The sequence below is a fragment of the Peribacillus sp. YIM B13481 genome, assembly GCF_042787985.1.
GTDB lineage: Bacteria > Bacillota > Bacilli > Bacillales > DSM-1321 > Peribacillus > Peribacillus simplex_A.
In genome coordinates this window covers 1-1,257 of record NZ_JBHZPE010000131.1, presented here as the reverse complement: position 1 = coordinate 1,257, position 1,257 = coordinate 1, and the positions used below count along the sequence as shown (strand labels likewise).

General features: G+C 41.7%; 2 protein-coding genes. Both read right to left on the bottom strand.

What is annotated here, in order from left to right; genetic code table 11:
* Nucleotides 1–10 precede the first annotated feature (10 nt).
* Nucleotides 11–922, bottom strand: coding sequence for an IS3 family transposase (locus ACFX4X_RS25465; RefSeq protein WP_377387665.1), 912 nt, complete (start codon nt 920–922; stop codon nt 11–13).
* On the bottom strand, nt 919–1,257 hold a 339-nt coding region (locus ACFX4X_RS25460; protein WP_377387662.1), incomplete at its 5' end, for a transposase. The genes ACFX4X_RS25465 and ACFX4X_RS25460, both read right to left, overlap by 4 nt.

The following is a 1,257-nucleotide window of genomic DNA, read 5'->3' as shown; positions in this document are numbered from 1 at the left end:
AAAAAAGTGCCTAAGCAGCTAATAAATGGTCCCGGTATTGTACCGGGGCCATTTTCCTTAGCCCCCATTGATAACGATGTTCATTATATTCTTCAATAACTCGATCAATTTCTTCCTTCACATCCGTTAAATTAGTACATGTTTTATATTCTGCCAAATCCTTAAAGTGGCCAAAGAAACTTTCCATTGGCGCATTATCCCAACAGTTTCCCTTGCGGGACATGGATTGGGTTATCCCAAGTTCCTTCACTTTGCGTTGAAATAGCGGATGGGTGTAATGGAACCCCTGGTCAGAATGAAGGATTGCACTCGGATGGAACTCGTGACACACAGCCTGCTTTAGCTTATTTAAAGTCTCGTAAACGATATCCATTTCTAATGAAGTAGATAAATGGTACGTAACGATTTCTTTTGTGGCGGCATCTTTTACGCAGGATAAATACGCTTTTTGGCCTTTCCCATAATAAAGATAGGTAATGTCAGTAAGCAGGACCTTCCCTGGCACCTCCTGATTGAATTCACGATTAAGGAGGTTTGGACAAGTAAGGTGCTCCTTGGTTGCCTTGGCCATCTTCCGATACGGGTTGGCCCTTCTGATTTTCGCTAGGAGATTATATTTTGTCATCAACCGTCTGATTTTCTTATGATTCATGACGGCCGAGTAGTCATTCTCCATAATCATTTTGATTTGGAGGGCGCCTACTTTTTCCTTTTTACTGATGAAAATATTTCTGATCAATTCTATGTCCAATTCATCCTGTTCTTCACGAAGCTCACGGTAAGGAGCTGCCTTTAACCAATCATAGTAGCCACTTCGACTTACACCAGCCAATTTGCATAGATAAGAAACAGCCTTCTTTAATTGGTGTATTCTGATCGTCCTTTCAATCAGATAGAACTTCTCAGCAGCAGTTAGAATCATTTCTTTTTCAGAGCCTGCCTTTCTAGCTCTTCCAGCTTTTTTAGGAAGTCATTTTCTGCTTCAAGGAATTTGATTCTCGCCTCGGCCTTCCTAAGTTGATCTTCTACAGACTGTGGCTTGGAAGTGGGGCGTCCTGTACTTCCTTTTCCACGGCGTTCCGTAAGGAAGCCTTCCTCACCAAACCTTTCAAAGGTACTACGCCAGCGCTGTAGACAACGTTTGGGTTGTTTCTTTCCAATTATTTCGAGATTAATTCCCTGGTCAATGAAAATTTGAGAGGGGGCTTTCCCCTTTTTATATTCCTTAACAGCTTTTGTTTTAAATTCCGGACTATA

Excerpts from the sequence above, each read along its gene's own strand:
- ACFX4X_RS25465 (WP_377387665.1), bottom strand. The coding sequence starts at position 922 with ATGATTCTAACTGCTGCTGAGAAGTTCTATCTGATTGAAAGGACGATC.